6 protein-coding genes are annotated in these 7,721 nt (G+C 74.1%); 4 read left to right on the top strand and 2 right to left on the bottom strand.

From position 1 onward, the window contains the following. Positions 1 to 266: 266 nt before the first annotated feature. Both AB0F71_RS33005 and polX read left to right on the top strand, forming a co-directional pair. Positions 267 to 980: an ATP-binding protein gene (locus AB0F71_RS33005; RefSeq protein ID WP_360242423.1), complete on the top strand. Its 714-nt coding sequence runs from the start codon at positions 267 to 269 to the stop codon at positions 978 to 980. 111 nt (positions 981 to 1,091) lie between these two features. Next, entirely contained in the window at positions 1,092 to 2,870 is a 1,779-nt protein-coding gene (polX, locus tag AB0F71_RS33000) for a DNA polymerase/3'-5' exonuclease PolX (protein ID WP_360242420.1), read from the top strand. Positions 2,871 to 2,877: 7 nt separating this feature from the next. Here the strand turns inward: polX and AB0F71_RS32995 are convergent, their stop codons facing one another. Both AB0F71_RS32995 and AB0F71_RS32990 read right to left on the bottom strand, forming a co-directional pair. Then, a complete protein-coding gene (locus AB0F71_RS32995) occupies positions 2,878 to 3,756 on the bottom strand; it encodes a PfkB family carbohydrate kinase (protein ID WP_360242417.1) in 879 nt (292 codons plus the stop codon). Between the two features lie 3 nt (positions 3,757 to 3,759). Beyond that, positions 3,760 to 4,758: a pseudouridine-5'-phosphate glycosidase gene (locus tag AB0F71_RS32990; protein WP_360242414.1), complete on the bottom strand. Its 999-nt coding sequence runs from the start codon at positions 4,756 to 4,758 to the stop codon at positions 3,760 to 3,762. A gap of 138 nt (positions 4,759 to 4,896) precedes the next feature. On the opposite strand from AB0F71_RS32990, the gene AB0F71_RS32985 reads away from it, so the two are divergent. Then, positions 4,897 to 5,799 (top strand): LysR family transcriptional regulator, encoded by a 903-nt coding sequence (locus AB0F71_RS32985; protein WP_360242411.1) that lies wholly within the window; start codon positions 4,897 to 4,899, stop codon positions 5,797 to 5,799. Positions 5,800 to 5,958: 159 nt separating this feature from the next. Further along, positions 5,959 to 7,641: a peptide-N4-asparagine amidase gene (locus AB0F71_RS32980; protein WP_360242408.1), complete on the top strand. Its 1,683-nt coding sequence runs from the start codon at positions 5,959 to 5,961 to the stop codon at positions 7,639 to 7,641. Positions 7,642 to 7,721: the final 80 nt, after the last annotated feature.

Genomic DNA, 7,721 nt, shown 5'->3' with positions numbered 1-7,721 from the left:
GAGCGCCCACCCCCGGAACCGCCCCCGGACCAACCCACCCTCCCGAACCCCCACCCCCCAACCAACGCCCCGCGCAGCGGCCCCCCCGCCACTCGGCGCCCCCACCACCCCCCATACGACGGGGAACGCCCCCCACTTCGCGCCCCGAAGCCGGATTGTCACCCGCGCGGACTAGGCGCAGGCTGGCAGGAGGGCCAGCAACGCGGCCCGCCCCGGTCGGCCGCGGAACCGATGACGGCCGCCGGTCAGGCACGAGGGGCAGAGCAATGGCACGCGGGAAGGTCTGGGGCTACGTCGCGTCGGGGGCCCGGGCGCTCGGCGCGCTCAGCGGCGCGGGCGGCGTCGGACGCAAGGACAGCGGGGGCAGCAGGGGCACTGCGGAGGGTCTCGGCCCGTACCCGCCGTTCTCGATGGCCGCCCCCCGGCCGCTGTCCCGCACGGAACTGGACCGGCTGAGCTGGACCGGCCGCCAGGCCGGGTGCGATCCCCAGGCGCGGCACGTACAGGTCTCCGAGGTGGTGCGCCGAGTGGTGCGCGGCGGCGGCCGGGCAGCGGCCGTCACGGTGCGGCTGGCGCCGGGCCTGCCGGTGGTGGCCGGGGACGCCCGCAGGATGGAGGCCGCGATCGCCGGGCTGCTGGACCACGCGATCCGGCGCAGCCCGCTGGGCGGCCGGGTGCTGGTCCGCGCGGACGTCAGGCGCTCCGGCCCGTCAGCACCCCGCGCCGCGGCCGGGCGCGGCGTGACCGGGCACCGCACGACCGGACACGGCCGGGAGCGAGTGGAGATACGAATCTCCGACCGCGGTTCGTACGAGCCGCCCGAGGCCCACGAGTGGCTGCTGGCGGGCGTGCGGAGCACCGGACCGGTGGGACCGGCGCTGCACAGCCTGGTGCTGGCGGCCGGCGGCCGACTCGCGGTGGAGCCGACCCCCGGTGGCGGCATGACCGTCGTCCTGCTGCTCGCGGTCGCCTACGACTAGCCACCCCCTCCGCCCACCGCCCCCGGCCACCCACCGCCCAGCGAAGAACCCACCGCCCAGCGAAGAACCCACCGCCCAGCGAACACCGCTCCCCGAACCTAGACTTGCCCCATGCCCCGGCTCAACGACCAGGTCAGGGAGCTGCTCCAGGAGTACGCCGACCTGATCAACATCACCGGCGGGGACGCCTTCCGGGCCCGCGCCTACGAGAAGGCCGCCCGGGCCGTCGGCGGCCACCCCGAGGACCTGGCCGGTCTGGACGTCAAGGGACTCCAGCAGATCCCCGGCGTCGGCAAGTCCACCGCCGAGAAGATCGCCGAGTACCTCGCCGGCGGGAAGATCGCCGCGCTGGAGGCCCTGCGCGCCGAGATCCCTTCCGGCGTACGGGAGATGATGGCCGTCCCCAGCGTCGGCCCCAAGCGCGCCCTCTCCCTGTACCGGGACCTCGGGATCGGCTCGGTGGACGAACTCGCCGACGCGATCCGCGCCGACAGGCTGTCCGGTGTGGCGGGCTTCGGCGAGCGCAGCGGCGAGAAGATCCTGCACGGCATCGAGCTGATGCGGCAGTCCGGCGGCCGGACCCTGCTCGACGCCGCCACCGAGCTGGCCGAGCAGCTGGTCGAGGCGCTGTCCGCCGTACCCGGCTGCACCCGCTGCGCGTACGCGGGCTCGCTGCGCCGGATGCGCGAGACGGTGGGCGACATCGACGTGCTGGCCACCGCCGCCGACTCGGCCCCGCTGATGGCCGCGCTCACCGAACTCCCGTACGTGGCCGAGGTGATCGGCAGCGGGCCGACCAAGACCTCGGTCCGCACCACCGGGGGGATCCAGGTGGACCTGCGGGTCGTGCCCGAGGAGGACTGGGGCGCCGCCCTGGTCTACTTCACCGGGTCGAAGGCGCACAACATCAAGTTGCGCACCAGGGCGGTGCGGGCCGGCCTCAAGCTCTCCGAGTACGGACTGTTCGAGGTGGCCGGCGACACCGGAAAAACCTCGAAGAAGCAGCAGCAGAAGCAACAGCAGGAGGGCACCAAGGTCGTGTCCGCGACCGAGGAGGAGGTGTACGCGGCGCTCGGACTGCCCTGGATCCCGCCGCCGCTGCGCGAGGACCGGGGCGAGATCGAGGCCGCGCTGAACGGTGAACTCCCGGAGCTGATCCAGGAGTCGGACCTGCGCGGCGACCTGCACACCCACACCGACCTGACCGACGGCCTGGCCACCCTCACCGAGATGATCGACACGGCGGCGGCCCGCGGCTACTCGTACTACGCCGTCACCGACCACGCCCCGGACCTGGTGATGCAGCGGATGACCGACGAGAAGATGCTGGCCCAGCGCGAGGAGCTGCGCCGACTCGCCGACCGTCACAGGAAGTTGCGCCTGCTGCACGGCACCGAGCTGAACATCGGCCCGGACGGCGGGGTGGACTGGCCGCCCGAGTTCCTGGCCGGCTTCGACGTCTGCGTGGCCTCCGTCCACTCGCACTTCACCCTGGACCGCGCTGCCCAGACCCGCCGGCTGATCCGGGCCTGCGAGAACCCGTACGTCCACGTCATCGGCCACCTCACCACCCGACGGATCGGCCGGCGCGGGCCGATCGACGTCGACCTGGACGCGGTGTTCGCGGCCGCCGCCCGCACCGGCACCGCGATCGAGATCAACAGCTCCCCGCAGCGCCTCGACCTGCGGGACGAGGACGTGCTGCGGGCCAAGCGGCACGGTGTCCGCTTCGCGATCGACAGCGACGCCCACGCCACCGGCCACCTCGGCTACCCGCGCTTCGGCATCGGCACGGCGCAGCGCGGGTGGCTCACCGTCGACGACGTGGTCAACGCCTGGACGTGGCAACGCTTGAAGCAGTTCCTCCGCAAGGACGCACTACGGAAGTAGTGCCGCCCTAACACCCCCCGAGCGAAGCCCCCGGTGAGGCCAGCACCCGGGCCGCGCTGCGGTGCCCGAGCCCCGCCGCCAGGTGCAGGTCCCCGGTGTCCAGGAACCCGGCCAGGAAGCCCGCCGCGAAGGCGTCCCCGGCCCCGGTGAGGTCCCGCACCTCGGCGACCGGCGGCACCGGCACGGTGAACAGCCCGTCCCCCGGCACGTCCACGGTGGTCGGCCCGGCGCCCGCCTTGGTGACCACCGTCGAGGCCGCCAGCCGGGCCCGCTGCGGCCCGGGCAGGCCGTCCACCAGCAGCCCGAGGTAGGCGGACTCGGAGCGGTTGGCGAACACGAAGGTGGGCGCCAACTCGGCCAGCAGGGCGAGGAAGCGCTCCCTCCCGTACTGCTCCAGCATCCCGGTGGAGGAGGCGTCCACCGAGGTGGTGCCGCCCGCCTGCCGGACCCGGTCGAGCGCGTCGACCGCCGTCCGGCCGACCGGCTCGCCGTCGAAGGAGTAGGCGGGCACGTGCAGGTGGGTCAGTCCGCTCAGCCAGTCGTCCGGGACGCGTTCCAGCAGCTTGGCGGCGCCGCGGTCGGGCAGCATGGTCCGTTCGCCGTCCCGGTCGATCAGCACCACGATGCTGCCGGTCCTACCGTGCCGCTGCACCCGGACGTCCACGCCGTGGCTGCCGAGTTCGGCCACCACGGCGTCCCCGACGGCGTCCGCGCCGACGCAGCCGAGGAACCGGGCCGGGTACTGTCCGGCGGCGAAGCAGGCGACGTTGGCCGCGCTGCCGCCGCGCCGCCGGAAGACCTGGGCACCGGAGTCGGTGCCGTGGCGCAGCGGCCCGTCGACCCAGACCACGATGTCCTCGACGAGGTCGCCGAGCACCCCCAGCACGGGTCAGGCCCCGGCGGTCGCGGCGGCGGACCCGTCGGTCCGGTCACTCCCGCCGGCCCCGCCGGCCGTGCCGACCAGGGCCGCCAGGGCCGTGGCGATCTCGCCGCCGAGGCGGACGTTGCCGCGGTAGACCTCGACGTTGACCTCCAGGCTGCGCCCGCCGGTGTCGCGCTGGATGTGGTCGAGCAGGAACGGGGTGGAGGCGTTGCCGGTGATGCCCCGGCGCTCGGCCTCGGCCCAGGCGCGGGCCAGGATGCCGTCCAGCTCCTCCGGCGGCAGCTGCTTGGCCGGGTCGACCGGGTTGGCGATCAGCACGGCCTGCGGCAGGTCGAGCCGGTCGCGCGCGTCGATCACCGCGGCCGCCTCCGCCGCGGACTGCACGGCGAAGTTGGTCTCGTGGCCGGAGTCGGTGACGTAGAAGCCGGGGTACTTGGTGGTGCGGTAGCCGATGACCGGGATGTTGAGGGTCTCGAAGCGCTCCAGGGTGGCCCGGATGTCGAGGATGGACTTCACCCCGGCGCTGATCACGGTGACCGGGGTGGCGGCCAGGGTGGTCAGGTCGGCGGACTCGTCGAAGCTCTCGGCGGCGCCGAAGTGGACGCCGCCGAGGCCGCCGGTGGAGAAGACCCGTACGCCCGCGCGGTGGGCGAGGAAGGCGGTGGCGGCGACGGTGGTGCCGCCGTGCCGGCCGAGCGCGGCGACCACCGGCAGGTCGCGCAGGCTGACCTTGTCCAGGCCGTCGGTGGCGGCGAGTTCGGTGATCTGTTCGGTGCTCAGGCCGACGGTGGGGACGCCCGCGTGCACGCCGATGGTGGCCGGGACGACGCCCGCCGCACGCAGCTGCTGCTCGGCCTCCAGCGCGACCGCCAGGTTGCGGGGGCGCGGCAGTCCGTGGGTGAAGATCGTCGACTCCAGGGCGACCACGGGCCGCCCGTCGGCGACGGCCTGGGCGACCTCCTCGGAGATCTGGATGGCGGGGGTGCTGGCGGGCTGTCCGGTCATGGCGGGAGCTTCCTGTGAGATGCCACTGCGGTGGGGCAACGTGACGCTCAGCGTATGGACGGTTCGGATCGGAAACCAGAATGAGTCCTGGGGTTTCCGATAGCCGCTCAACTATTGGTTCGCACTAGGATGACCCGCATGGGCTTCACCTTGCGACAGCTTGAGGTCTTCCTGACGGTCGCCGAGACGCTGCACTTCGGCCGGGCCGCCGAGCGGCTGCACATCTCGCAGCCGACGGTCAGCCAGGAGGTCGCCCGGCTGGAGCGGACGGTCGGTGTCGAGCTGTTCGACCGCAGCCGCCGCTCGGTCGCGCTGACCGAGGCGGGCGAGGTGATGGCGGCCGAGAGCGCGAGGCTGCTGGAGCAGGCCGGGGCGATGCTGGCGCGGGTCCGGCTGCACGAGGAGTCCCGGCTGGGGACGGCCCGGATCGTCGCCTCCCCGAGCGTGGTGAACCGGCTGCTGCCCGCCGTGGTCAGCCGGGCCGAACAGGAGCTGCCCGCGCTCGACACCGCCGAACTCGCCGTCGACACCGGCCAGGTCTCCGCCACCCTGGCCGGGGAGCTCGCCGACATCGGCCTCGGCCGCTTCCTGGAGGACGTCCCCGGCTACCGGCTGGAGCGGATCGCCGACGAGCCGGTCCGGGTCGCCCTCGGCCGGGACCACCCGCTGGCCGGCCGGACGGCCCTGCGGCTGGCCGAACTGCGCGACCTGCCCCTGCTGTTGTGGCCGCGCGAGCAGCACCCCCGGTACTACGACCACGTGCTGGGCCTGTGCGCGGAGCACGGCGTCGACCCGCCGGTGCTGGTCAGCCCGCCGCGGATCGTCGGCTCCCGGCTCTACCTGCTCGCCCGCAACCGCGCCTTCTCGCTGGTGCCCGGCTCGATGACCGGCCACCTCACCGAGGACGTGGCCACCGTACGGCTGGACGGCCGGGCCACCCTGCCGTTGGAGATGCAGTGGCGCACGGACGACCGCCGACCCCCGCTGGCGACGCTGCGCAACCTGATCCGCCAGGAGGCCGCGGCCCTGGAGGAGTGGTAGGCCCGACCGCCGCCCCCGCCCCCGCCGGACCCGGCCGACGCCCCCGCCGGAGGGCCCGAAAGCAACTCTTGACGGTCACATGCCACCGCCGGAAGGATGCCCGGGACACCCACCCGGCCCGTCGCGCGCCGACGGGCCGCCCGACCCCGGGGACCCACCTTGGCCCTGCTCCCCCGGCGCTCCCCGCGCCCCCTGCTGCGCCGCCTCGCCGGACTGCTCGGCGCCACCGCCCTCACCCTCGCTGGCACCCTGACCGCCGCCGCCCCGGCCCACGCCGACTTCGGCAGCGACTACCACGACCCGGTCACCGCCACCAAGCCGCTCACCCGCCCCGACACCCGCTCCTGCACCGTCGAGGTGATGCACGACCGGGAGTTCCGCAACGGCTACGGCAACCCGCCCGACACCCCGTACACCACCACCCTCACCCCGCCCGCCGACTGCGCCGGCCCCTGGTCCGCCGTGGTCCTGGACCTCCACGGGCAGGTCGCCGGGCGGCAGTTCGACCGGATCTTCAGCGTCCGCGTCGGCGGCGTCGAGGTCCTGCTGTCCTCCACCCCGGAGCCGTCCCACGACGGCATCCAGTGGAACGTCGAACGCGACCTCACCCGCTACGCCCCGCTGTTCGCGGCCGGACCGCAGCCGTTCTCGCTCGACCTCGCCAACGTCACCGACGCCACCTACACCGGCGTCTACCAGGTCTCGGCGAGCCTGACCTTCTACACCGCGAACGACCGCTGGCCCGCCGCCCACGGCGCCGACCAGGTCCTCACCACCGGCCCGTTCTCGCTCACCCAGGCCGCCCCGGGCACTGCCGGGGACCTCACCTTCCCGCAGAACCTGCAAGGGCTCACCGCCGAGGTGTACGCGCGGGGCGGCGGCGCCTGCGAGGAGTTCGCCTACGCCTCCGCGCCGGACGCCTTCGTCGCCGCGAACCCGTCGATCGGCGCCTGCGGCAAGGGCCCGTTCCGCGAACTGAGGCTGACCGTGGACGGCCGGGTGGCCGGCGCCGTCTGGCCGTACCCGGTGATCTACACCGGCGGCTGGGACCCGCTGCTGTGGCGGCCGGTCCCCGGCGTCTTCGCCTTCGACCTGCCCGCCTACCGGCTCGACCTCACCCCGTACGTCGGCCTGCTGCTCGACGGGCGGCCGCACCGCGTCGGCATCGCGGTGAACGCCGCCGAGGCGCAGAGCAACGACGTCTGGACCGGCCAGGTCAACCTGTTCGCCGAGGTCGACCACGGCGCCACCCGTACCTCCGGGCAGCTCACCGACCACCGGGTCGCCCCCGAGGCCGCCGTCACCACCCAGCTCGCCGACCACGGCGGCGGCAGCGGCGACTGGACCGTCACCGCCGCCCGGCACGACCTGGCCCGCGGCTGGGTGCAGACCTCGCACGGCCGGATCACCACCGAGGTCCGCGACGACCTCACGTTCAGCTCCGCCCAGCAACTGCACGACAGCGGCAACGACGTGACGCTGCACAACGGCACCGACCTCACCCGCACCACCGCCACCTGGGGCGGCGGACCGCACCGCACCACCACCGTGCACGAGGGCGAACCGCTGGACGTCACCTACAAGGTGACCCACGACGCGGCCGGGAACACCGACCAGAACACCGCGATGGACCTCGGCTACCACCGCGAGGCCACCACCGCGACCGGCGGCCACGTCACCGGGCGCAGCACCGTGGACCACACCCTGCGACCCACCGCGACCCGCCACGACGGCGACCGCACCGTCCGGACCGGCAGCAGCACCGAGGACTACCGCAGCACCGGACCGGACGGGCCGTACCACCGGACGCTGAGCTTCGTGGACGGGTGGCCTAAGCCCTGAGGCGCTCCCTGCCCCGACTTGCGAAATCCGCCCGATTTCGGGCCGTTCACCCCTGGTGCACGGCTCGTAGGAGGCGCATG

This window comes from Kitasatospora sp. NPDC028055, assembly GCF_040637885.1.
Lineage (GTDB): Bacteria > Actinomycetota > Actinomycetes > Streptomycetales > Streptomycetaceae > Kitasatospora.
Note: the sequence above shows the minus strand (reverse complement) of the source record. Positions and strands in the feature narration are given on the sequence as shown.

What these genes read in the sequence shown, in the direction of transcription:
- AB0F71_RS32985 (WP_360242411.1), top strand. Translation starts at nt 4,897, where the DNA reads ATGGGCTTCACCTTGCGACAGCTTGAGGTCTTCCTGACGGTCGCCGAG.
- AB0F71_RS33005 (WP_360242423.1), top strand. Translation starts at nt 267, where the DNA reads ATGGCACGCGGGAAGGTCTGGGGCTACGTCGCGTCGGGGGCCCGGGCG.
- AB0F71_RS32990 (WP_360242414.1), bottom strand. Translation starts at nt 4,758, where the DNA reads ATGACCGGACAGCCCGCCAGCACCCCCGCCATCCAGATCTCCGAGGAG.
- polX (WP_360242420.1), top strand. Translation starts at nt 1,092, where the DNA reads ATGCCCCGGCTCAACGACCAGGTCAGGGAGCTGCTCCAGGAGTACGCC.